The 22382-nt window shown below is 47.1% G+C and carries 17 protein-coding genes; 13 read left to right on the top strand and 4 right to left on the bottom strand.

Annotated features, from left to right (window positions below; translation table 11 throughout):
• Positions 1 to 3 precede the first annotated feature (3 nt).
• From glpK to pafA, 4 genes are all read left to right on the top strand, one after another.
• Positions 4 to 1497, top strand: a complete 1494-nt coding sequence (gene glpK / locus CLV59_RS17245; protein ID WP_111593299.1) for a glycerol kinase GlpK — start codon at positions 4 to 6, stop codon at positions 1495 to 1497.
• Between the two features lie 22 nt (positions 1498 to 1519).
• Positions 1520 to 2248, top strand: coding sequence for an MIP/aquaporin family protein (locus CLV59_RS17250; protein WP_111593300.1), 729 nt, complete (start codon positions 1520 to 1522; stop codon positions 2246 to 2248).
• A gap of 77 nt (positions 2249 to 2325) precedes the next feature.
• On the top strand, positions 2326 to 3252 hold the full coding sequence (locus tag CLV59_RS17255) for a glycerophosphodiester phosphodiesterase family protein (protein ID WP_211323920.1): 927 nt from the start codon (positions 2326 to 2328) through the stop codon (positions 3250 to 3252).
• Between the two features lie 106 nt (positions 3253 to 3358).
• Positions 3359 to 5017 (top strand): alkaline phosphatase PafA, encoded by a 1659-nt coding sequence (pafA, locus tag CLV59_RS17260; RefSeq protein ID WP_245950888.1) that lies wholly within the window; start codon positions 3359 to 3361, stop codon positions 5015 to 5017.
• Positions 5018 to 5108: 91 nt separating this feature from the next.
• On the opposite strand, the gene CLV59_RS17265 is transcribed toward pafA, so the two are convergent.
• Positions 5109 to 7433 (bottom strand): beta-L-arabinofuranosidase domain-containing protein, encoded by a 2325-nt coding sequence (locus tag CLV59_RS17265; RefSeq protein WP_111593301.1) that lies wholly within the window; start codon positions 7431 to 7433, stop codon positions 5109 to 5111.
• 220 nt (positions 7434 to 7653) lie between these two features.
• On the opposite strand from CLV59_RS17265, the gene CLV59_RS17270 reads away from it, so the two are divergent.
• Genes CLV59_RS17270 through CLV59_RS17280 form a run of 3 tightly spaced genes read left to right on the top strand, consistent with a single transcriptional unit; the run spans position 7654 to position 11307 of the window.
• The gene (locus CLV59_RS17270; protein ID WP_111593302.1) at positions 7654 to 9735 is read left to right on the top strand and encodes a TonB-dependent receptor plug domain-containing protein; all 2082 of its coding nucleotides are present in this window, start codon (positions 7654 to 7656) and stop codon (positions 9733 to 9735) included.
• Between the two features lie 14 nt (positions 9736 to 9749).
• On the top strand, positions 9750 to 10340 hold the full coding sequence (locus CLV59_RS17275; RefSeq protein WP_111593303.1) for an HmuY family protein: 591 nt from the start codon (positions 9750 to 9752) through the stop codon (positions 10338 to 10340).
• Positions 10341 to 10359: 19 nt separating this feature from the next.
• Positions 10360 to 11307, top strand: coding sequence for a DUF6607 family protein (locus CLV59_RS17280; protein WP_111593304.1), 948 nt, complete (start codon positions 10360 to 10362; stop codon positions 11305 to 11307).
• Positions 11308 to 11538: 231 nt separating this feature from the next.
• Here the strand turns inward: CLV59_RS17280 and CLV59_RS17285 are convergent, their stop codons facing one another.
• Positions 11539 to 14055, bottom strand: coding sequence for a phosphocholine-specific phospholipase C (locus CLV59_RS17285; RefSeq protein ID WP_111593305.1), 2517 nt, complete (start codon positions 14053 to 14055; stop codon positions 11539 to 11541).
• A gap of 141 nt (positions 14056 to 14196) precedes the next feature.
• On the opposite strand from CLV59_RS17285, the gene CLV59_RS17290 reads away from it, so the two are divergent.
• A complete protein-coding gene (locus CLV59_RS17290) occupies positions 14197 to 14889 on the top strand; it encodes a M17 family peptidase N-terminal domain-containing protein (protein WP_111593306.1) in 693 nt (230 codons plus the stop codon).
• 218 nt (positions 14890 to 15107) lie between these two features.
• Positions 15108 to 15326: a hypothetical protein gene (locus tag CLV59_RS28795; protein ID WP_146616223.1), complete on the top strand. Its 219-nt coding sequence runs from the start codon at positions 15108 to 15110 to the stop codon at positions 15324 to 15326.
• A gap of 70 nt (positions 15327 to 15396) precedes the next feature.
• Here CLV59_RS28795 and CLV59_RS17300 read toward each other — a convergent pair whose 3' ends face one another.
• Positions 15397 to 18279, bottom strand: coding sequence for a glycosyl hydrolase family 18 protein (locus tag CLV59_RS17300; protein WP_111593308.1), 2883 nt, complete (start codon positions 18277 to 18279; stop codon positions 15397 to 15399).
• 354 nt (positions 18280 to 18633) lie between these two features.
• On the opposite strand from CLV59_RS17300, the gene CLV59_RS17305 reads away from it, so the two are divergent.
• The 4 genes from CLV59_RS17305 to CLV59_RS17320 all read left to right on the top strand — a co-directional run bounded on the left by CLV59_RS17305 (position 18634) and on the right by CLV59_RS17320 (position 21777).
• Positions 18634 to 19401 carry a hypothetical protein gene (locus tag CLV59_RS17305; RefSeq protein ID WP_211323921.1) on the top strand — a complete coding sequence of 256 codons (768 nt, stop codon included), beginning with the start codon at positions 18634 to 18636 and terminating at the stop codon, positions 19399 to 19401.
• A 270-nt stretch (positions 19402 to 19671) separates the two neighbouring features.
• Positions 19672 to 20148: a molybdopterin-dependent oxidoreductase gene (locus CLV59_RS17310; RefSeq protein ID WP_111593310.1), complete on the top strand. Its 477-nt coding sequence runs from the start codon at positions 19672 to 19674 to the stop codon at positions 20146 to 20148.
• An 84-nt stretch (positions 20149 to 20232) separates the two neighbouring features.
• Complete coding sequence (locus CLV59_RS17315) at positions 20233 to 21279, top strand: glycoside hydrolase family 130 protein (RefSeq protein ID WP_111593311.1); 1047 nt, start codon at positions 20233 to 20235, stop codon at positions 21277 to 21279.
• 21 nt (positions 21280 to 21300) lie between these two features.
• Complete coding sequence (locus tag CLV59_RS17320) at positions 21301 to 21777, top strand: GNAT family N-acetyltransferase (protein WP_211323922.1); 477 nt, start codon at positions 21301 to 21303, stop codon at positions 21775 to 21777.
• Positions 21778 to 21823: 46 nt separating this feature from the next.
• On the opposite strand, the gene CLV59_RS17325 is transcribed toward CLV59_RS17320, so the two are convergent.
• On the bottom strand, positions 21824 to 22327 hold the full coding sequence (locus tag CLV59_RS17325) for a GNAT family N-acetyltransferase (RefSeq protein WP_111593312.1): 504 nt from the start codon (positions 22325 to 22327) through the stop codon (positions 21824 to 21826).
• Positions 22328 to 22382 lie beyond the last annotated feature (55 nt).

Here is a 22382-nt window from a genome sequence, read left to right on the forward strand (position 1 = left end):
AACATGAACATGTACGTAATGGCACTCGACCAGGGCACTACCAGCTCAAGGGCCATCATCTTCGACAAAGCGGGCAGCATTCACGCTGTGGCGCAGAAAGAATTTACCCAGATCTTCCCGCAACCAGGATGGGTAGAGCATGATCCAATGGAAATCTGGAGCAGCCAGATAGGAGTAGCCACTGAAGCCATTGCCAAAGCAGGACTCACAGGCGCCAATATTGCGGCAATTGGGATCACCAACCAACGCGAAACAACCGTCGTATGGGACCGCAATACAGGTAATCCAATATACAACGCTATTGTGTGGCAAGACAGGCGTACTGCCGCTTATTGCGACAGTCTGAAAGCCGCAGGAAAAACAGCACTGATTCGTGAAAAAACCGGACTGGTAATCGATGCCTACTTCTCCGGCACTAAAATAAAATGGATACTGGACAATGTTGCCGGCGCCCGGGAACTGGCTGCAAAAGGCCAACTGGCATTTGGCACTATCGACAGCTGGCTCGTATGGAACCTCACCAAAGGCGCTGTACATGCCACTGATATTACGAATGCGAGTCGTACCATGCTGTTTAATATCCATACCCAACAATGGGATACGGAACTATTGGCATTACTGGACATTCCTGCATCTGTACTGCCGGAAGTAAAAGAATCCAGCGAGGTAATCGGCCAAACGGCTACCGGCGTTTTTGCGGCGGAAATACCAATTGCGGGCATCGCCGGCGATCAGCAGTCGGCCCTCTTTGGACAAATGTGTACCGAGCCAGGAATGGTGAAAAATACCTATGGCACGGGATGTTTTATGTTAATGAATATCGGGGAGAAGCCTATCCTCAGTAACAATAATCTCCTCACTACGGTTGCCTGGAAGGTAAACGGAAAGGTGAACTATGCACTGGAAGGTAGTATCTTTATTGCAGGCGCCATCGTACAATGGCTGCGTGATGGATTAGGTATTATCAGGTCTTCGGGAGAAGTGGAGGCCCTTGCTGCCACCGTTTCTCAGAATGACGGCGTTTACCTGGTGCCCGCATTCGCAGGCCTGGGCGCTCCGCACTGGGACCAGCATGCACGCGGTACTTTGGTAGGTATGACCCGCGGCACCAACGCCGGACATATTGCCCGCGCGGCACTGGAAGGCATTGCCTACCAGACAATGGACGTACTGAAAGCCATGGAAGCGGATTCCCAACTTTCTATCCAGGAACTCCGCGTAGATGGCGGCGCCACCGCAAATAATCTGCTGATGCAGTTTCAGGCCGATATCCTGCAAACGCAGGTGGTAAGACCAGGCATCACTGAAACGACCGCGCTCGGAGCTGCTTATCTTGCAGGACTGGCAACCGGCTACTGGCGCGATCTGGAAGAGATCCGCAGCCAGTGGAATATGGAGAAATGCTTCTCTCCTGCCGGTAACGCAGACGACTGTACGAAATGGATCGCTGGCTGGAATAAGGCCGTTGCTACCGCCAAAACTTGGGCACAACTGTAATTTTATCAATCAATACTACGTTATGACACCCTTTCTTGCAGAATTTATTGGCACGGCTGTTCTTATCCTTCTGGGTAACGGCGTTGTTGCCAATGTGGTACTCAACAAAACAAAAGGTAACAGCGGCGGCTGGATCGTTATTACTACCGGCTGGGCACTGGCTGTGTATGTAGGCGTTGTCATCGCCGGACCTGTCAGCGGCGCACACCTGAATCCTGCCGTAACCATAGGACTGGCCATGGCCAATAAGTTTGCCTGGTCCCAGGTGCCTGTCTTTATACTGGCGCAAATGCTGGGAGCAATGGCCGGAACTACCCTCGTATGGCTGAACTACAAGGATCACTATGAAAATACCGCTGATACGGGATTACAACGTGCCACCTTCTGTACCACGCCTGCCATAGTGAATATTCCAAGGAATGTACTCTGTGAAATTACCGGCACATTTGTGTTGGTGTTCACGGTATTTTATTTTACCGGTGGTGAAATGTCAGACACGAAGGCCCCTATCGGCATGGGCTCTCTTGGCGCTATTCCAGTAGCATTCCTGGTTTGGGCCATTGGCTTGTCGCTCGGCGGTACTACCGGCTATGCGATCAACCCGGCAAGAGACCTGGGCCCTCGCATCATGCATCAGTTGCTGCCCATCAAAGGAAAATCTGACAGCGACTGGCCTTATGCCTGGGTACCTGTACTCGGTCCTATCGCAGGCGCGGCACTCGCTGCTATCTGCTATACTGCACTTAAATAATTATCAAATATTACAGAAAGGTGGTCCCCCTAACCGGAGACCACCTTTTATATTCACAACGGAAACTTATATTTACAATGAAAAGCAATACCAGACTATCTATGGCAGCACTTACACTTGCAGCCGCTTCTCTGGCAGCATTCACTGTCGCCAAACCAGCTCCTGGCAAAGGTCAGGACCCGAAAGTATTTAAAGTAGGCCACCGCGGTACCCGCGGCCTCATGCCCGAAAATACCATTCCTGCTATGTACAAAGGCCTGGACCTCGGCGCCAATACCATTGAATTCGATATTCATATCACAAAAGACGGACAGGTAGTCGTATACCACGACGCTTCCTTCACGCCCTCCTATACCACCATGCCCGATGGCAGCGATATTCCGGCTGCCGACAGGTCGAAATACACTTTCTACCAGATGAACTACAGCGACATCCGTCCTTTCATCATCGGTGAAAAGCCTTATCCAGCCTTCCCGGAGCAACAACGCATGCGCAGCTATGCACCCCTCCTCTCAGAAATGATCGACTCCGTAGAAGCCTATACGAAAAAGCATCATCTGCCAGCCCCTTACTATCTGCTGGAGATTAAATCCTCCGCAAAAACAGATGGCGTGGAACAACCAGCGCCAGAGGAGTACATCACCAAGATGATGACCGTTAAGCAGTTGAAGAAACTGGGCAACAGACTGTATGTACAATCTTTCGACATGCGCCCGCTGCAGGTAATGCACCGCCGATACCCGCAAATAAAATTAGGATTCCTTACAGGAGATAAAAAAGCCACCTTCGAGGATAATATGAAAGAACTGGGATTCACCCCCTACTTCTATAATCCCTCTTACGACCTGGTAACGCCGGAACTGGTCAACAAGGTACATGCACAAAATATGGTGATAGTACCCTGGACAGTACAGGAAGTTTCCAAAATGCAGGAACTCCGCAAACTGGGCGTGGATGGCATTATCAGCGACTATCCCAACCGATTCCAGGAGGCAGGTTTATAAAGCTAGTTTACCACTCGCATAAAAAAATTCCGGATTCAGGCTATAATTCAATAAGTTTGGCGCTTCTTTTTAACACGTAATTAAATTTATCAATATAATTAACGTTATGACTGTAACAAAAAGAATGGTGAGCACACTGATGCTGGCTGCGATTGCAGTAATGCAGGGTTTATCCGCATCAGCACAGGTTAACGCTAAGCCCAAACTAATTGTAGGAATTGTGGTAGATCAGATGAGATGGGACTACCTGTACCGGTATTATGACCGTTACGAAGCAGGTGGATTCAAACGCATGCTGGGAGAAGGTTTCTCCTGCGAGAACACTTATATCAGTCACCTCCCCTCCTTTACAGCAGTAGGTCATAGTACCGTTTATACCGGTTCTGTACCTGCTATTCATGGTATTACCGGCAACGACTGGACCGACCAGGTTACCGGAAGAAGATGGTATTGCACAGAAGATACCACGGTAACAGCTGTAGGCAGCAACAGCAGCGCCGGAAAAATGTCGCCTCGCAATCTGCTGGCGTCTACCATCACCGACGAGCTGAAAATCGCTACCAACTTCCGTTCCCGCGTAGTAGGCGTGTCTTTGAAAGATCGCGCGTCCATCCTCCCTGCCGGCCATACGCCTAATGGCGCATTCTGGCTGGATGATGCCAATGCCAGCTTCATCACCAGTACTTACTATATGAAGGAGCTGCCGGAATGGGTGAAAAAATTCAACGAACGCAAAGAGCCACAGCAACTGATGTCGCAGCCATGGAATACCATGTATCCTATCGGCACCTATGCGCAAAGCGCAGAAGATAACAGCCCATGGGAAGGTTCTTTCAAAGGCGAAACGTCTCCGGTATTCCCGCATAACCTCCCGGCAATTTACAAGCAAGATCCTGGAAGTCTGCGTACTACTCCTTTCGGTAATACCCTGACCCTGGATTTCGCTAAAGCGGCCGTAGAAGGTTATGACCTCGGTAATAACCAGGTAACGGATTTCCTCACCATCAACTGCGCCTCTACAGACTATGTAGGGCACCAGTTTGGTCCGAACTCCATTGAAGTGGAAGATACCTATCTGCGTCTCGACAAAGATCTCTCTGCATTCTTCAGCTTCCTGGACAAACGTGTTGGAAAAGGGAACTACCTCGTATTCCTTACCGCAGACCATGGCGCAGCACATGCGATCGACTTCATGAAAGCGCATAATATTCCGGCAGGTCTGAACCAGGACAAAAAAATGATCCAGGACCTGAACGCCCTGTTACAAGCAAAATTTGGTTTGGACGGCCTGGTGAAATCTTTCATGAACTATCATGTAAACTATGATCTGAAGAAAATAGAAGCCGCTACCAACGTATCTTTCGATGCTATCAAGAAAGTAACCGTAGAATGGCTGGTGAAACAACCAGGTATTCAGTTTGCTGCGGACATCGACAATATCGGCTCCAGCGCCATTCCTGAACCTATCAAAGCGATGGTGGTAAACGGTTACAATCCTAAGCGCTGCGGACAGGTAATGATCATTCCTGAACCAGGATGGTTCTCCGGTCCTTCAAAAGGTACCACCCACGGTAACTGGAACCCTTACGACATCCATATCCCATTGGTATTCATGGGCTGGAACATCAAACACGGTTCTACCAATGACATCACTCATATGACAGATATCGCCGCTACACTCGCTGCTATGCTGCATATACAAATGCCAAATGGTTGTGTGGGTAAACCGGTAACTGCCATTACCAATACTGCCAACGCACAGTAATCATTTTCATATAGCCGCAAGGCGTTATATAGGCTGACCAAAAAGTGTTTTTTGGTCAGCCTTTCTTTTTGGCCACCAATGTCAAAAGAGACTACCTGACTTTTATTAACCGAACCTCCATTATCCAGGGAGAAGCTTTGCCTGCTAATGCCCTGAAAACTATTTTCACTGCAGCTCCAGGGGCTGAAAGATGGCCTATATCTACCACCGCCACCTGGTCTTTACTCACCCGATCCGGCTGACTACATAATGTTAAAAGCTGTTGTCCTCCAATTTCAACACCTGCACATTCATCTGCATTCGTATAACGATAACGGATATACATTTTATAAGCGCCAGCTGTTTTCGTCTTCAGCGTATAGGAAAACGAATAGCGCGTCCACCGGTAATGCTGATCCCCTATGGTTCCTCCGTTACTGCCTTCGTCCTCCAACTGATGGTCGGCTTCCGGTTGTTGTTCGCCGGCATATACCCGATCTGCTGTTAAACTGTCAAGTTGTTGCTGTTCATGGCGCTCTGATGACGGGGATGATCCATGCGCAGCTTTCCCGACATAGGGCCAGTAAAGCATATAGCGGGTGTCGTGTAGTTGATAAAAGGGCGCCAGCCTGAGTTTACGAAAGGCAGGATCGGCGATAAGATGCCCTGCACTAAATTCCAATGACCTGCCAATACGTTGCAGCGTAACCGCACCAGGGCTATCCAGATCCAGCACCGGCGCCATAGACATTGGACGCAGGTCTCCCCGCGCAATTTGTCCCCAGCGACTGCTATCGGCATGTAGCCCGGGCATCTGAAGCGTATCCATAGCGGCAGCAAGGACAATTGGACCATATAGGAAGGCAGCCCAATGCGTACTGTCTGGCAAACCTTCCGTGGATGTAGTCATAGGCAAATGAATTTTCACTATATCGCCATTCCTCCAGATACGGCGAACATATATATAACCAGATGTAGCGGGCACCTGCTTCACTCGTTGTCCGTTCACGGTAACGGTCATGCTCTCCTTAACCCATGCTGGCTTACGTATGGCGATCGTTAATAATGACGCCTTTTTTAAATGGAGTGTAACACGAGAGATGTCTTCTTCCGGAAAACTGGTTTCCTGTGTCAGCGTCAGTGATTTGCTTTTCCAGTGCAATACGGACGGTATAAAAAGATTCACATAGAGCGCATCCGCTGCATGCGCATAAATCACCTCTGCGTATTTACCATGGTTTTCCAGACCGGTTCCAACACAGCACCATAAAGCCTGCTGCGGCGTGGAATATACCCTGTAATGCATAGGATGTATAGGCGTGAAGTAGACAAAACCACCATTGGGATGTTGGGAAGAAAGAATATGGTTATAAAGCGTACGCTCATAATAATCCATGTATTTCCTATCAGGGTGTTGGAGAAAAAGTAGCCTGGTCAGCTTCAGCATATTATAGCTATTGCAGGTTTCCGGTCCCTCAGGACTTTCAAGCATAGCCTGGAAATTATCCACGGCATTAAAATGTTCCCTTACACTGTTACCGCCTATGGCTATACTACGATGGGATACGACCGTATTCCAGAAGAAGGCGGCAGCATTCTCCAGGGTAGTATCCTGCCCTACCATACCGGTTCGCATAAAGCCAACCACCTTGGGTATCTGTGTATTGGCGTGTAACCCTGTAAGCGAATCCCTATGCGCGATAAGCGGATCCAGTAATCGCCGATGAGTAAACCTCCTTGCCATATAAAGCCAGGAAGTATCGTGGGTAGCCGCTGCTACTGCCGCATAAATTTCATTCATACCTCCGAATTCCGTTTGTAACATCAGCTGCATCTGTTCATCGCTGAGGTTTGCGGTTACCTGTTTGCTCCAATAGCAGAGGTTTAGCAACATATCGCGGGCTTGCGTACTCCCTGTAAGCGACCAGGCATCCAACAATCCGTTAAACGTTTTGTGTAGGTTATACCATGGTACCCACCTTTTAGTAACCGCATCTCCCCTTCCCTCCATCACTTGCCGCCACAATATTTTCCCTTCCGGGATGCCGCCCAAATATCCATCTCCATTCTTTAACTGACACTTTTCCAACTGATCCAGCATATATTGTAACCGTTGCCGGTACACCTGCTTACCGGTGGCAGCATACATCAACGAAAGTGCAGAGAGATAATGGCCTCCAATATGACCATCCAGTCCCGCACTTTCCCAGTTACCGTAATTATCCTTCTTCACAGGAATGCCTGCATCTTTCTGAAAGGGCGCCAGAAGCCTGTCTGCATCCAGCGCAAGAATATATTCTTCATCGGTATGTTGTGCCTGCTGAAACAAACCCGGTAACAAACGGACTTCCCCAGCGCCAAATGTTTGCAGTGGAAGAGATTGCGCCATTCCCTGCAAAGGAAGAATGTACAGCAAAGTAATAAATAGCTCTTTCATGTATCAACGTGGAATAATTGTCAATGTAACAATTATTATCTATTCATGCAAGAACCATCGAAAATTCCGATTAGGCTTAAGTGTATATCAACAATGAAGATTTTGGGTGTATCCATTCATTTTTTACATTTTCCCTTTTCCGTAAATCAATTTCCCGATAGCGTAAGCATACCTAATTTGTCAGTAATTACATTTGCCGGGCAATTCAGACCCAAGTAAAATGAATAAATATTTACTGACATTAGCCTGCATCATGCGGGCAGGAATCCTATTTGCACAAACCGACACCTGTACCAAGCAGCAATCGTTGCAGGAAATAGTGGTAACTGCTACCAGGAACGAGCAACAAATTAATAAAGTACCTATACCCGTTACCGTTATTACCAAACAACAGCTGCAATCTTCCGGGGCCTTGCTGCTACAGCAGATCCTGGCAGAGCAGACTGGGTTATTTATCACATCCAATCATGGTACCGGCGTGCAAATGCAAGGCCTGGAAGCCGAATATACGCTCATCCTGTTGGATGGCGAGCCTTTAATCGGCCGAACTGCCGGCACCCTGGATCTTTCCAGGATCACCGTCAGTAATATTGAGCGTATAGAAATCATAAAAGGGCCGGTATCCTCACTTTATGGCAGTGATGCGCTGGCAGGCGTTATTAATATTATCACCTCCAACCGCTCCGACAAAGGGAGTACCAGTATCACCGGCAGATATGGTTCTAATCGCACCTATAACCTGGACGCACAAACGAAAATACCTGTACAGAAAGGACTTCTCTCTTTCGGGGCCAATTATCTGAACAGCGAAGGATATACGCTGGGAGAAAACCAGGGAAGTCCTACCGTAGCGCCTTACAATGCCATCACCTTACAATCCCGCTGGCAACAGCAGTGGAACAGCAAATGGCAAAGCACACTCTCTGGCAGGTTCTATCAACAACGCTATACCAGCTACTTCCAGGATACAAAAGGCCCTGTGGATGATAAAGGCAGAGAACAGGACGCCAATGTATCATGGAACGTAAAACATAGTCCCAGCGCTAATTTCACACAGGTATTCCGATTATATTATTCCCGTTATGCCACCAAAGAAGATATGTTGTACAGAGACGACAAGTCCACTTACGATGCATCGTTTTTCACGCAGCAATACTTAAAGCCAGAGTATCAGGCCGACTGGCAGATTACTCCAAAACACCAGCTGACGGCCGGAACAGGATACATCCATGAAACGGTATCGGCTACACGCTATGACGATAAAATGGCATTCAATACCGGTTATATCTTCCTGCAGGAAAACTGGAAGCCTACTGATAAATGGAACATTCTGGTGGGAGGTCGTTTTGATATGCATAATCAATACCCTTCTCAATTGAGTCCGAAGCTATCCCTATCCTATCAATTCCTGCCACAGTGGCGCGTTATGGGCTCTGTAGGCCGGGGTTACCGGGCGCCCGACTTCCGCCAGTTATATCTGCACTTCAACAATGCGGCAGTAGGCTACACAGTACTAGGCACCAAACTATTGAGTACTGTCATCCCTGAAATGCAGGCACAAGGGCAGATCAAACAACTGGACATCTCTCTGGCACAAATGCGCGAACTGGATGCAGAAAGTTCCTGGTCCTATAATACCGGTATCCAAGGTAATCCCTGGACTGGCACGAATGTACGCGTCAATTTCTTTTACAATCGCGTCAACAACCTGATTGACACGCGCGCCATTGCCGAAAAAACCAACGGACAACGAGTTTACAGCTATATCAATGTAAAGAGCATTACTACTTGCGGCGCAGAAGCGGAGATCTCTCAAAACCTCGGTAAATACTTTCAGCTGGCAGGCGGTTATCAATATCTCCGCACCCGCGACAATGAACTGTCTGACCAGGTAAAAAAAGGGCAAGTATATACGACCGATCCCTCTACCCGGGAAACAAGAGCGCTGAAACGCAGTGAATATTTCGGACTGTTTAACCGCTCCCATCACACTGCCAATTTCAAAGTTTCATATATACAACCCCGTTATGGTATCGAAACGTATGCCAGGGTATTGTATCGCAGTAAATATGGCTTCACAGACGAGAATGGCAACAACACACCTGATTTGAAGAGTGAATTTGTACCAGGCTACGCCACCGTGAATTTATCCATTGCGAAATATTTACTGGAAAAACGTTTACGCGTTCAGGTGACTGCAGACAATCTGTTTAACTATTCAGATTATCAACATATCCCCACTATGCCAGGCCGACTTTACGCCCTGACATTGGGTTGGTTCTTTCAACACGGAAATAAATAAAATCAGCAATACATATGAGAAAATTACATTTACCTATGGGCATCGCAGCCCTGACAGTGGCTGCCCTGCTTACTTCCTGCAGCAAAAAGGATGACCAGGCAGCGCCACAAAAACCTACTATTGTTTCCACTACTGCCGTAAATATCGATGCAGATGTTGCCAATAAAGGATCTTTTACGCTGTATAGCCTGGCTGATAACAAAGTAGTTCCTAACAGCGACTCTGCCACCTCCAAATGGGATATTGGATTCCGTGCTACTACCATCATTGTGAATGGCGGTGTAAGCGGACCCGGGAACGCCACTGCACAAGTCATGAGCGGCGTTTATAATGACCTGACAGTAGCGCCGGAAACCGGCTATATAGCAGATGCTGCGGCCACCAAAGCCATTGGCGCCTGGTATACTTATAACATGGATACACATATTATCAGTCCTACCGCCGGAAAATTCATCGTACTGAAAACAGCAGCCGGAAAATATGCCAAACTGGAAGTTACCAGCTACTATAAAGACGCACCGGTTCCTCCTGTAGCTACTTCTGTAAGCAGGTATTATCATTTCAGATACGTATTACAGGCTGATGGCACTCGCAATTTCAAATAACCTTTAATCTACTTTTCACATGAATAAATTCACCTTCGCCATCCTGGCGGGAACCCTGATATCATTTCAGGCAAACGCACAACAGCAGTCAAAAGAAAAACTAGCACAAGATAAAGCCGCCATCAAAGCGATGTGTGGCTGCCAGGAAGTAACTTTTGAATATACCGAAACCTTTCCCTTCGACACCAGTTACAAACCTAAAGGCTACCATAAAATTACCGATGCAGTGGAATTTGTAACCGTAGCAGAAGAAAATGATAAACGCATCGTATTGCAACACTTGTTGGTAGCTGGCGGCGAGGTAATCAAACACTGGACGGAAGACTGGCAGTACGAAAACCGCAACCTCCTGGCATACAACAAGGATAATCAATGGAAAAAAATCCAGTTGCCAGCTACACAAGTGCAAGGACAATGGACACAAAAAGTATATGGCGTAGATGATGAGCCCCGCTATGAAGGCACCGCCACATGGATTCATGCAGATGGCCGCCACTACTGGGAATCCGCCAGCGATGCCCCATTGCCACGCAGAGAGTACACTACCCGCAAGGATTATAATGTACTCCATCGCATCAATCACCATGAACTGACTGCCACCGGTTCTGTACATGAACAGGAAAACCTGAAGATCCAACGGGAGAATGGTCAGGATAGAAAAATCGTTGCAGAAAAAGGCCTCAATACTTATAACAGAACAGATGACAGCAAATGTGAGAAAGCAAAAGAGTGGTGGGAAAAACACCAGCAGTTCTGGGCAGTAGTACGCAAAGAATGGGATAAGTTATACAATAACCAAAATCTCATCCAGCTACAATCTGTTGTAAACAATGAACCATTGTATAAAGCAATGAGTACACTGGAACAAAAAGCATTCAAGCAGGAATTAAAAGGCACCGCACTATCTGGTGAGATAGCCAGTACGCTGAAACAATTCAGCACTTCCAAAGAAGTGAGCCTGAAGTAAATCTCAATAATAGAGAACGTTCCAGTACAAAAGGAACGTTCTCTTTTTATAACGATCAATGGTCATCCCAATGTTCGTATCCCGCATATGGGCTTTTCACTTAGTTATTCAGGAGGACCAACTATTAGTTATCTTAAGATACCTGATGAAGACCGTTCATTGTTTACCAAACTCCATAGTCTTCATTGTACAGCTGGTCCCCCATTTGCTATTCCTATAGCAATTTATGCGCTACCCATTTATGGCGACTTTACCCATGAACGGATCTGTGAAAGAAGGATTCCCCGTTTCTACCCTGCCGGCAAATCGTTGGGAAAAGGCCTTGTCGTCTTCCATTACTACTGTAAAATCATACCAACCATAACTCTTACCCAGCGGCAGTACTACTTCAATGCTGGCATTGGCGTCCAGCGTTCTTTTCACCTGTTTGTTGCCGTATGCATTATCTGTGATTACAATTGTTCTGGGTGCAGTGGCTGTATTCACCAGCTTCACCAGGGCGTTTCCGGTAGGTTTCGACGTGATTCCGACCGTTTCCATCGCCAGGCGCACACTTAGGTGCGGATGCTTCTTATCGCCGGAAAACCGCCTGAAAAAGCCGTTAGGGCCATGTACATGCAAATCGTACCGCGACTCCTTAAAACTTTCCATGGGCCATTGATATGTGAGTTTATCGCCCGCTTTCACCGCGAAAGACCAGTTCCGACCTTTATCCCCTTCAAAGGTACCGGTAGTATATACCGTAAATGGCGCACCAGCAGCCGATTTTCCAAAAAACCGGGAACCTGCTGTCAATTCTATTTCCAACTGGTTACGGTCATTCCACTGCGCATCAGCATATAATTCATATGGCAATGCACTGGAAGGACGGATACCAGGCTCCTGTAAACGAAGCCCCGTTGATGCCACCTGGCGGATATCTGCTTCTTCCATCAACTTAAAGCCGCCAGGAAGATCCCTGAATTTTGCATTATTGATACCTTCCACGGTACGTTGTTGGTCAAGGAAAGGCAACTGGGATGGCACTGCCGCATCATAAGGACTGAAAGCCGCGGTCAGGTTACCGCAAATGGTGCGTCTCCACTCGCTGATCAACGGCGTATATACCTGCTTGTTATATTTCCGGTTCACGAAATGTTCCAGGAACTGTATCATGGAGGTATGATCATATACTTCAGAACATACTTTACCCCCGCGGCTCCATGGACTCGCGATAATCATTGGCACTCTGAACCCTAATCCTACAGGGGCTTCCCTCGCCTGCTTCCGGGGCACGCCCTGACGAAGTTCCGCCTCCAGTCGCACATGCTCTATCTCCGTTTCAATACCTGCAGACACCGCCCCTGTTCCCGGCTTCTTACTATCTGCAATAGAAAAAGGTACTACGTGATCATAGTAACCATCGTTCTCATCATAGGTGAGAATGAAGATGGTTTTCTTCCATACTTCTTCATTATGGGTGAGGATATCCAGCACTTCAGATACATACCATGCGCCATACCAGGGTGCGCTGGGATGATCGCTGAAATTCTGCGGACTCGCCAGCCAGGAAACAGTAGGTAGTTTACCTGATTTCACATCGCTGCGGAACTGATGGAAGATATCTCCTGCAGGCATGGTGCCTTCTCTTTGCGTATTCCCATCCATGTACTTAAAAGAAGTAATTTTCCGGAAGTCCGTGTCTCCCTTATTTATCACAAATGCACGTTGGTACAAATCCTTTTGTGCTGGCGTCAGTTTCTCATAACATTCCTGGTTCCATTTCTTCAACTCGGTAGCGGCATTATCCAGCGCCTCCAGTTTCTTCGCAAGGGCTTCCCGGTTTTTACGTGCCGCTTCCTCAGAAGAGGGACTGGCTTCCTGTAATTTATTGATTTCGCCAGGCAGTGTTTCCACCTGCTTGATCAGGTTCTGTACATAGCGCTCAGAGAACTTTACATTGTAGGCAGCAAAAAACTCCAGCAGATTACAACCAAAATTGGATAACCATGCTCTCTCCTCTCCTTTAAATCCGCCGCCACAGCTGAGTTCATTCTGATAGAACTTCCAGGAAACGCCATTCTCCGACAACATTTCCGGAAATGTTTTCCAGTTTAATTTCCCATAGCTGTAATCATCATTACGAATATGCGCTTTCATATCGCCATTTTCCTCTTGCATGATAGTTCCTGTCCAGAAGAAAGAACGATTCGGCGTGGTACTCGTCATACCAGAACAGAAATGCTGATCACATACGGTGAAAGCATCTGCCATGGCGTAATTAAACGGAATATCTTTGCGATTAAAAAAGCCTAAAGTCAGCGGCATGGCGGCGTATTCTTTGTTGCCCGATTTCTTCGCCAGCAGCCATTTATCATATTTCCCTTCATTGAAAGCATCCACCTGACTGGCCCTGGAATGCGGGAGTGAACCCATCCAGGTAATTTTAGAGTCTTTCATATCCATACGGAAAGGCGAATAGGTTTTTCCCTGCTCATCCGTCTGGCACCATACAGGTTTACCATCTGGCAATATGACTGCACGGGGATCATTGAATCCGCGTACCCCTTGTAAGGCGCCAAAACAATGATCAAAAGAGCGGTTCTCCTGCATGAGAATAACAATATGCTCTGCATCGAGGAAAGTACTGCCCGGAGCCGGGTTGATGGCAAACGCTTTTTGAACGGAGGCTGGCAGTAGCCCGGATAGTCCTGCTGCTCCGGAGAGGAGGGCGGATTTCTTGAGAAAATCCCTTCTGGTATCTTTCATGGTTTAGCTGATGATTCTTAAAAAGTAGCAAAGATATTTTTGCATCTCACTTTTTTATGACAAACGGCAATAGCTTAATGATTTATTAATCTCACTGAAAAAACTTAACTTAATAGTACTAACCATCAGACAAACCATCTTATGAAAAATATATTAGTCCTCCTACTCTGCCTTTACAGTTTTCATCCTCTCTCCGCACAAGTCAAAGAGGGAGATTTTAAAATATGGGGTACCCGGATGGGACTTCAGGTAGTAGGGTTGGTGGAAGGTCCGGCCACAGCAACCGCTGATCTCCAGGTAGCCTGTGTTTTTGAATATACGGAAGGTGATATTTATAACTCGCCTCCTGCCCTTCCGCCGGCAGCTAATGGCATGCAGCATTTGGACAAAGCGCTGCATGGCATCATCACGGATATACGAAAAACCGGTCAGTTTGAAGGGCATACTTATGAGACTATTCTCCTCGATCCCGCTCCCGGTTCTATTAAAGCCAAAAGGCTTCTCCTCATTGGCCTTGGCAACAGGAACCAGTTTGATGCGGGTATTATGAAAGGGATTGGCACCATTGCATTAAGAGAAGCCCTCCGGTTGAATGCCTCCACTGTGGCTATTGCGAGCGATTTAAAAGATGCGGGCATCGATAGTCCTACCGCCCAGGTAGCTGAAAACATTGCCACCGGCGCATTACAGGCATGGAAAACCCAAGCTTATCTGCGCCAGAAAGGATATTCCAATACGCCGATGCTGAAAAAAATCATACTGCTTGCAGGCCCTGCTTTCTATGAAACTGCCGGTACAGGCATTGTAAAGGCATTGGAGAAATTTCCGAAATAAGCTGAAAACCCATAGCATGGGAATATCATAAGTTTACATTTATTACAACGTATGTGATTCGTTTATCCTAAAGCGTTAGCTATGCAATAACGTTATACAACTGTATTATCCCGGCACTGTACCACTGTTATATCCCCTTTCTCATCAGCAAGGATCTGTCCTTCTATGGAGTATGCCGAAAATCCCGCATCCAAGAGTAGGCGCCAAACCCTTTTATCATGAGCAATCCGCTTCAAAGATGGCTATATCTGTTTGCCGTCATCATCATTATTATTGGTGGTATCATTATCATCATTATACCTGGTCATATACCAAGACCTGGCGGCTGTCCACAATGTGGCAACCTCTCTCTCCAATTGGTTGGTGGCATTAATATACTTGCAGGCATTGGTATTTTGCTTACAGCAAGAAAACTCAATCAGCAACAGCGTTATTAAACGTACGTATGCACCAACAAAAAACCTGTTGTCTTAACCGACAACAGGTTTTCTTGTTATAAAAAGCAGCCTATAGTTTAATTAATTTCACGGTACTTACTTTTGCCGTATTGCGACTAACAATCCGTACAAACCAGGTACCGGTAGGCACTTTGCTGAGATCAAGGCGTACCAGTTGTTCACCAGTAGCGCCGGGGGTAAACACCTGACGAATGATGGGTGAAGCGCTGTTCAATGCCGTTACTTCAATCAATACCTGATCGCCGATATGCGCAGGGAAACGCAGTTGCGCTTCAGAAGCGGCTACCGGATTCGGATATATCAGCGCCGTATTGGAAGGTCCGATTTCAGCAGCAGGCTCTTTGGCCATGGTAGCGGCTCCTGTGATGGCGGCCAGACTACCTGTACAAGCGCGTACCAGTAACCATGGTTGTCCGTCGCCGGTGCTGATATCAGGGCGATTGTTTTGCGTCCACCATTTGGCTTTATACAAATTGCCGTTATACACAGCAGAATCGCCACCCCAGTAAGCCTTCGCAGGGTCCCATAATGGAATGCCATTACAAGTGTTACTGCCACTTCCATTCACGGTGATGTTGACAGCCACGCTCGTCGTAGTGGCGTTACCGTTATCTGTTGCTTTCGCGGTGAGTACATAACTACCGGCGCTCACATTACTCCAGGTATAGGAATAAGGCGCAGCAGTAACAGTTCCCAGCAGCGTACTACCATTATAGAAGGCCACCTGGCTGACAGTACCATCTGCATCAGCAGCGCTGGCAGTAATGGTAATGCTGGCAGGCGCTGTATACACGGCATTATTAGCAGGCGCCGTGATACTTACTGTTGGTGGTTGATTAGCCGGTTTTACAGTAACATGAATGGTATCGCTGGTAGTTACAGCGCCAAGATTATCCGTAGCCTTTGCACTGAGGGTATAGCCACCCGCCGCAACAGCCGTCCAGTTATAGGAATAAGGCGCTGTGGTGTCTACTGCCAATAAAGTATTACCATTATAGAATGCTACCTGTTTTACGACGCCATCGCTGTCGGATGCTGACGCAGTAATGCTGATACTCGCTGGGGCCGTGTATATAGCATTATTAGCAGGGGCTGTAATACTTACCTGTGGCGGTTTATTGGCTGTACCGGTAACAGTAATATTCACTGCTGCGGAAGTAGTACTGGCATTTTTGTTGTCAGTGGCAATAGCTTTCAGGCTATAGCTACCTGCTGATACACCATTCCAGGTGAAGGAATAAGGCGCTGTGGTAACGGTACCCAGCAAGGTACTGCCATTATAGAATGCAACACTGGATACCACGCCATCAGAATCTGATGCATTAGCAGTGATCGTAATATTGAGTGGGCCAGCAAAAGTGCTGTTGTTTGCGGGAGACGTAATCTGCACCACTGGCGGCTTGTTGGGCACAGCGCCGGAGGCGAATACTTCATTGATCTTGTTCACCAACGGACTCGTAGTATTAGGGCAGTAAATGAGTTTCCCCTTTGCAGTTGTACTACTGGTCATATTCAGCATATCTCCATATACCTGCCATACAATAACGCCGGCCAGGTTATTATCCTTGATATACTGGGCTTTGGCAGCAATGGAACGCGGGTTATCATAACTCAGGAAGAAATTGCCTTTGGTCATGTATGGCACCTGCGCCACACTATCCCAGTTATCGGTCCAACCACTGGCAGTTTGCTGCAAAATATAGCTGTAGGTAGGCGTACCGTCATACAGATCCCTGGCCCAGTTGGTATAGTCAGCACAGGTTTGAATAGGCCCATCCGGCTGAACGGTTTCTGCACGCTTTACAGTAGGGGCATTCAAAGCGGCATTACCATTGGTGATAACGCCACGACCATAGAATGGAGCGCCGAGGGTTACTTTACTCATGTTTACCCCTAAAGCACGCAAGGCGGTGGTAGTAGCATGCAGGGAGAAGTTACTATACTCTGCTCCCGGATAGTCGTACAACGGAGCATTATGGCCGGCTTTATTAGACCAACCACCATTATAATCATAGGTCATCATATCGAAATAATCCATAGAATTATTCAGACGGGACCAGTTGAAGCCCTGCAATTTGGAGGGAGATGCAGAGAAACAGGCGGTAATAAGCTTGTTGGGACCAATAGCTGCCCTTACTTTTTCCACGAGTATAGCAAAGTTCGTATAGTCGGCACTGCTATAGTTAATGATATTCATACCAGGATCATTGGGGTATTCCCAATCGAAATCAACGCCGTCAAAACCCATACTGATCAACGTTTGCACACTCGCGATGAAACGATTACGTTTAACGGAATCTGCTGCCATTTCAGGATAGTGTTTGCACATGCTCCAACCGCCGATGGAGGCAAGTACTTTCACTCCTTTCTGATGTGCGAGCTCGATGACGCCAGGAGCGCCGCCCGCTTTGTGGATAGACAAAGGGAAGCTGCCACTTTTTCCCGTGTTGACGTTAGTCCACCCACTACCGCTATTGCGGTAACCTTGATTGTAGGCATTACTGCCATCGCTGACATAGTACAAAATTTCCAGTTCACCATACAGCAGGTACATATCCCAGCTGCTGTAGATGTCTTCATCCACCAATGGCGCTGGGGCCTGTACAGCGCTGGCCTGGTAAATGTTTTTGTTGCGATAGTCGCCGCTGTGTAAGGAGCCATCCTGCGCCACTCCGAAGAAGGAGAAATTAAGGATGGTATACTGCGAATAATCCACGTTCAGCTGGTTATAGCCTCCCGCGGGAACGACGCCGGAAACATTCTTCCAGGCATCCCATTGGGTGATGTAGCCAATCACTTGCTTGTTGTGCTGCGCTGTGGTGGCCGGAACAGGAGGACTCACCTGTGCTTGTAGTCCCCAGGATAACAAAAGGAAGCAACACAGGGAAAATAAACGCCCCCATGCGCCGAAACGGATAGAATTGGTGGTCATACAGATAGTTTAGAGATAATGGTTGAAAAATAAATAGAGCAGTTCTATAGGTTAATGCCTCACGTTAGATAGTGCCCGACCGGTGAATGGTTTATTTCAGATTATTGGTTGACAAGGGTTTTGGCGATATGCACAAATTCTGGGTTACACTGCTGGTGGGGAGTCGGATTAATGGTCAGTTAGTACTATCTCTTCTCAAAATATTTTTCCATGCCAAATAAGCGCAGGAAAGATTTTGGAGATATGAACAGATTTTTATTAATTGCAGCACTATATCAATTAGTTATCACTCCTGACCTTTAGCCACCCTTACTAACCAGAAAACCATTACCCTTTTAATAAACCAAAATTTCTATGAAAAACATCCGTCAGAGTGACCTGCTATTGCGACTGCTTTGCGTCTTTATGCTGATTGCTGCTGTGTCTTGTAGCAAAAAAGACGACTCCACCCCTTCCCCGTTATCGACCGACAGTCTGCGGTATGCCAGCGCTATCCGGGATGCGATGACCTCAGACAGCTCGGAAATCATTGACACCTTATGGCCAATAACGTCAACGAACACACGACTGCAATGGAAAACCATCAACGGTAACCAATATGTACTGATGGCCACCTTTATGCGTTTCCCTACCAGCTATCCGCAGGGCGACAGTATCACCACTACCTGGGGCGAAGCCTGGCTCTTCGCGCCATCACAGATGAAAGCAAAACTGGCAGGACTTCCAGCCGGCGCAGACACCATTCTGCGTATATGCCAGCTGCTGGGATTACCTCCCCGCAATGCCAAAACCAATACCCATATCGCCCAAATGTGGGTGCCTACCTCTCAGTTATATCGCCCTGCAGGCAATCCTGACATTACCACCAGTACTACTGGCCCGGTACCTTTGCCTACGGTCAGCAATGATTTCCTGACCTGGTTCAATAACTATATTATTTATGCGTACTATCATCCGCTGACATCCAATACCGATTTCCACTATCCATGGACAAGACTGGGATATACCTATGATTGGGCTCCTGGCGCTACCAAAGTAGGTATGAGCGAATTTGTGATGAAACCCAATACCGGTTGCTGGGTGGAAAAAACGACGACTGCACCAGATTTTCTCAAGCCGTAAAAAAATATGGTTCCGCTATCTTTATGACAGCGGAACCATCTGCATTTTTGAGGTCTCCAAGCAGTTGAATGAAATACTTGTACATGGATTTGGGGTCTGATGGAAAATGGGTTTTCTTAGGATAGTAACGTATTACATCACATTCTACCGTTTGACAATGCAATATTAACCCATTGATAGTGAAGCATATAACTCGTATCGGGAAAAATATTTTTCAATTCGGGAATTGCCCATATTATCTTTACTATAGAATCAATCCTGTTACTATTAATGAAAAAAATATTATTGTCTGTGATATTGCTGGCGGCAGGTATTACTCTGCGGGCACAAACGTTGACTGTAAACGGACTTGTGAATAAACCATTGCAGTTAACTGCCGCAGACCTCAGTAAGATGCCACAGCAAACCATTACCGCCGCTGATAAAGATGGTAAAACACATCAGTATTCCGGCGTTCCGCTTTTTGAGATTCTGAAAGCGGCTGGCGTGCCTTCCGGGAAAGAGCTACATGGTAATAATCTGGCTAAATACTTACTGGCACAAGCCAGCGACGGATACAAAGTAGTATTCGCATTGCCAGAAATAGATACCACTTTCAACAACAGGGTATTTCTGTTGACCACGCTGATGGATGGAAAACCGCTGCCAGCAGGCCAGGGGCCATACCGACTGGTAGTTAAAGATGAGAAAAGACCTGCCCGCTGGATAAGAGAGCTTACAACACTCACTATCGGCGAAATAAAATAACTTACACCAAAGCAGCCCAACGGCTGCTTTTTTTACGTATAGTCATAAGGGTTATAGATTTTTTCACAGTAAAAATATAGTACTATGACAGATATCGCCCGCCGTTTTCCGCAGAATCCATTGTTACGTCCGGCTGATATTGTACCCAGTCAGCCTGGCCTGGAAGTAGTATGTTTATTGAATCCCGGCGTATTCCGCTACCAGGGCAAAACCTGGCTGGCCATCCGGGTGGCGGAACGCCCGCCGCAGTTGCCGGACATCATTTCCTTTCCTATCCTCCAACCAGGCAGAAGAATGCTTATCAAAGATATTCCTGCCAATGATCCGGACCTGATAGCCACAGATCCCCGGGTGATTACTTATAAAGGATCGGACTATCTCACCACCCTCTCCCATTTACGATTGTTATCCAGCACCGATCATATTCATTTCCAGGAAGACCCTTCCTATCCGCCGATTTTCGGAGAAGGGAACCTGGAAACCTTTGGCATAGAGGATGTACGGGTCGCGGAGATAGACGGTGTCTATTACCTGACTTACACTGCCGTTTCTGAAAATGGCGTGGGTGTGGGATTAAAAACAACGCGCGACTGGCAGCGATATCTGTCGCACGGCATGATTATCCCCCCGCATAACAAGGACTGCGCTATTTTCGAAGAGCAGGTCAATGGCTGCTATTATGCCTTTCACAGGCCGAGTAGCGTAGCGCTGGGTGGCAATTACATATGGCTCGCGTCTTCACCGGATAGCATACATTGGGGTCATCATACCTGTTTAATACGTACCCGTCCTGGTTATTGGGATAGTGAGCGGGTGGGCGCCGGCGCAGCACCAATACGTACCGCAGCAGGTTGGCTGGCTATTTATCATGGAGCAGATGCTACACATAGATATTGCCTGGGCGCTATATTGCTGGACTTACAGGACCCTTCAAAAGTGCTGGCACGCACAGCAGACCCCATCATGGAGCCCCTGGAAAGCTACGAGATCAATGGCTTTTTTGGCAAGGTCGTTTTCACAAACGGACATATTGTTGATGGAGACGAACTGCTGATTTATTATGGCGCTGCAGATGAGTATGTCTGTGCCGCCAACTTTTCAATCTCCGAAATCCTCCAAAAATTACAGTAAGGATACATTACCTTTGGCAGTATGAAACTGAATGAGCCGGATATTGTCATCAAGCGGATGGAAGCCACAGCTGACTTTCCTATGGAATTATTACTGCTGGCAGATCCTTCAGAAGAAATGATTCAATCATACATCTACCGGTCTCGCATATACGCAGCCTTAAAAGAAAAGGAAACGATTGGTATTTGTGTGGTATCAATGGAAGAAGAAAATGTTTGGGAGATACGGAACCTCGCTGTAGCCAGCCATTTTCAGGGGCAGGGTTTAGGGCAGCAGCTTTTGCAGCATGTCATTGCAGAGGCGAAGCTAAATAAGGTGGCGAAACTGATGATAGGTACTGCGAATGCTTCTGTAGGGCAATTATATCTCTATCAGAAAGTAGGTTTTGAAATAACAGCTATCAGGAAGAATTTTTTCCTGGATCATTATGATATGCCCATAGTGGAGAACGGAATACCTTGTAAACATATGATCATGCTGGAGATGGTCTTAGGATAGCAGTTTTGCTGGCGGCATTCCGGACTGCCGCTGCAGATGAATATCCTTACAACTTTATCTCAAATAGGCTGAAAGTAGCATTCTGATAATGTGCCGGTAGCTCGGGAGAATCTGTACGGACTATACCCAGGTAGTTGAAACCACAGCTGATGTAATAAGCATTCAACTTTTCATTTCCGCTTCCGGTATCCAGTCGCAGGTATTCCCTGTTGTTTGTCTTTGCAAAGGCTTTGGCCCATGCTACAATTTGTTTGACATAGCCTTTTCCACGATAATCAGGATGGGTGGCTATCCGGTGGATATACAGGGAAGGGTCCAGGTCTTTTTCCTGCCATATATTAGGATCCTGAAAGGTGGTGGCAAAGACGCATACTATTACGCCCTCTTCCAGGATTTTCCATTGACGCAGGCCTGCTATTTCCCGGGCAACCATTTCCCGATCAAAACCTTTCCAATGACGGGTGGCGTTGCGCTTTTGATAAGCGGTTCCGGCGTCATACAGATCAAATATCGTATCGATATCTTCCATGGTGCTGTTGATAATTTGCATAGCGGATATTTTTTTACACTGCAAAAATGCTGATTTCAACAACATCAAAACAGAT

It is taken from the genome of Chitinophaga dinghuensis (genome assembly GCF_003259435.1).
In the GTDB taxonomy this organism is placed as follows: domain Bacteria; phylum Bacteroidota; class Bacteroidia; order Chitinophagales; family Chitinophagaceae; genus Chitinophaga; species Chitinophaga dinghuensis.

Bases quoted from the DNA above. Each gene is read 5' to 3' on its own strand.
- pafA (WP_245950888.1), top strand. From the start codon at position 3,359: ATGACTGTAACAAAAAGAATGGTGAGCACACTGATGCTGGCTGCGATT.
- CLV59_RS17320 (WP_211323922.1), top strand. From the start codon at position 21,301: ATGAAACTGAATGAGCCGGATATTGTCATCAAGCGGATGGAAGCCACA.
- CLV59_RS17270 (WP_111593302.1), top strand. From the start codon at position 7,654: ATGAATAAATATTTACTGACATTAGCCTGCATCATGCGGGCAGGAATC.
- CLV59_RS17300 (WP_111593308.1), bottom strand. From the start codon at position 18,279: ATGACCACCAATTCTATCCGTTTCGGCGCATGGGGGCGTTTATTTTCC.
- CLV59_RS17275 (WP_111593303.1), top strand. From the start codon at position 9,750: ATGAGAAAATTACATTTACCTATGGGCATCGCAGCCCTGACAGTGGCT.
- CLV59_RS17265 (WP_111593301.1), bottom strand. From the start codon at position 7,433: ATGAAAGAGCTATTTATTACTTTGCTGTACATTCTTCCTTTGCAGGGA.
- CLV59_RS17325 (WP_111593312.1), bottom strand. From the start codon at position 22,327: ATGCAAATTATCAACAGCACCATGGAAGATATCGATACGATATTTGAT.
- CLV59_RS28795 (WP_146616223.1), top strand. From the start codon at position 15,108: ATGAGCAATCCGCTTCAAAGATGGCTATATCTGTTTGCCGTCATCATC.
- CLV59_RS17255 (WP_211323920.1), top strand. From the start codon at position 2,326: ATGAAAAGCAATACCAGACTATCTATGGCAGCACTTACACTTGCAGCC.
- CLV59_RS17305 (WP_211323921.1), top strand. From the start codon at position 18,634: ATGAAAAACATCCGTCAGAGTGACCTGCTATTGCGACTGCTTTGCGTC.
- CLV59_RS17310 (WP_111593310.1), top strand. From the start codon at position 19,672: ATGAAAAAAATATTATTGTCTGTGATATTGCTGGCGGCAGGTATTACT.
- CLV59_RS17315 (WP_111593311.1), top strand. From the start codon at position 20,233: ATGACAGATATCGCCCGCCGTTTTCCGCAGAATCCATTGTTACGTCCG.
- CLV59_RS17290 (WP_111593306.1), top strand. From the start codon at position 14,197: ATGAAAAATATATTAGTCCTCCTACTCTGCCTTTACAGTTTTCATCCT.
- glpK (WP_111593299.1), top strand. From the start codon at position 4: ATGAACATGTACGTAATGGCACTCGACCAGGGCACTACCAGCTCAAGG.
- CLV59_RS17280 (WP_111593304.1), top strand. From the start codon at position 10,360: ATGAATAAATTCACCTTCGCCATCCTGGCGGGAACCCTGATATCATTT.
- CLV59_RS17285 (WP_111593305.1), bottom strand. From the start codon at position 14,055: ATGAAAGATACCAGAAGGGATTTTCTCAAGAAATCCGCCCTCCTCTCC.
- CLV59_RS17250 (WP_111593300.1), top strand. From the start codon at position 1,520: ATGACACCCTTTCTTGCAGAATTTATTGGCACGGCTGTTCTTATCCTT.